Consider the following 1,420-nt stretch of genomic DNA (forward strand, 5'->3'; position numbering starts at 1 on the left):
ATTTGCGGCATCCCATCGTCCACAAACGTCGCAACCACCTCTTTTAAAGCGCGCACAGTTGTGAGTTCCGGTGTCCGGTCCAAAGTGGCGATGCAAATCTGCCGGGTTTGTTCCGGCTTAATCAGCGTCAGCACCCGGGTGCCGCCGAGCCCCCCCAGGGCTTGCATCAGCGCACGCGGCAGAATCGTCGCCACCGACCCTTCACGTGCCAGCACCATCGACGCCATGAAACCGTTGGATTCGGACACAATCTCCGGCCTCAGCTCCAGATCCGCAAAGATCCGGTCTAGAATGCGGCGGTTCTGCATCTGCTGATCCAGCAAGCTGAGCGGCAATTCTGCCGCTTCTGCCCAGCTGATCGCATCGCCCCGGTCCGCCACCATCCGTTCCGGCGCCAGCAGCACATAGCTTTCCTCATAGAGCGGCTGCACTGTCACCAGATCCCGTCCCATGCTGTCGGAATAAGTTATTCCAGCATCAATTGTACCATCATAAAGCCGTTGCTGAATAGCCAGCGATGTGGTGACTTCGACCCGCGCCAGAATCCTCGGATAGGCCTGATGGACTTGGTCCACCAGTTGCGCGGCCCAAGCGGTGGCGGTCGGCACCACCCCCAGCACCAAGGTGCCTGTCACCTCGCCGCGGGTTGCCGCAATCTCCTGCTCCAGTGCCTTGGCATCGTCCAGAATCGAGCGAGCCCGGCGCACAATCATCATGCCTTCCTCGGTCAGCCCTTGGAACCGGTTGGCCCGGCGCACGATGGACAGACCCAGCCGTTCCTCCAGATTGCGGATCCGCATAGAAAACGCAGGCTGCGAAATACCGCAATCAGCAGCGGCCTTGGCGAAATGCTGATGCCGCGCCAGCGCGGTCAGCAGCTGAAGGTCTTTGAGTTCGATCATGACCAAACCTTACGCTGCCCCTGCCGATCCGCACAATGGGATCTGCTGCGACCTTAGGAACCGCTGCGCGCTTCGGCCTGACGGACAGCCTCGCCGAACAGCTCAGTCAATTCCTCCAGTGTTTCCGCAGCGCAATGCAACCGCCTGGCCAGATCCTGACGCCCCGCCAGCGCCTGCAACAGCAGACGTTCACGGATATCCTGCAGCCTCTCCTCCACCTGACAGCCTTCCTCAGTCAAGCTGTAGGTGACCCCTGAGCGGCCCGCCCCCTGTTTGCGGGTCAGCCCGGCAGATGCCAGTTTGCGCAGGGAATACTGAATATTGGGAATATCGGTGCGGTTGGTGCTCCAGGCCAACTCCTTGATCGTTTTGGACCGGCTGCCATTGCCGATCAACTGCAGTAATGTGATCTCAGCACTTGCCAAGGACACGGTGCTGATCTGTTCAAAACAGCCAGCCTGCCATCGGGTCAAACCCGCTCCCGCCCTTTGAATTGCCATTTCCAGCATGTGCAACCC

At 60.0% G+C, this 1,420-nt stretch carries 2 protein-coding genes; both read right to left on the minus strand.

Annotation, left to right across the window (positions count from 1 at the left end; all coding sequences use genetic code 11):
- The coding region (locus A2I95_RS37750) for a LysR family transcriptional regulator (protein ID WP_291737559.1) at window positions 1-902 on the minus strand (902 nt) is incomplete at its 3' end.
- Between the two features lie 53 nt (window positions 903-955).
- Window positions 956-1,420, minus strand: a 465-nt coding sequence (locus A2I95_RS37755; RefSeq protein WP_291737560.1) for a winged helix DNA-binding protein, incomplete at its 5' end; no start/stop codon positions are given.

The sequence above is a fragment of the Leisingera sp. F5 genome, assembly GCF_001593695.1.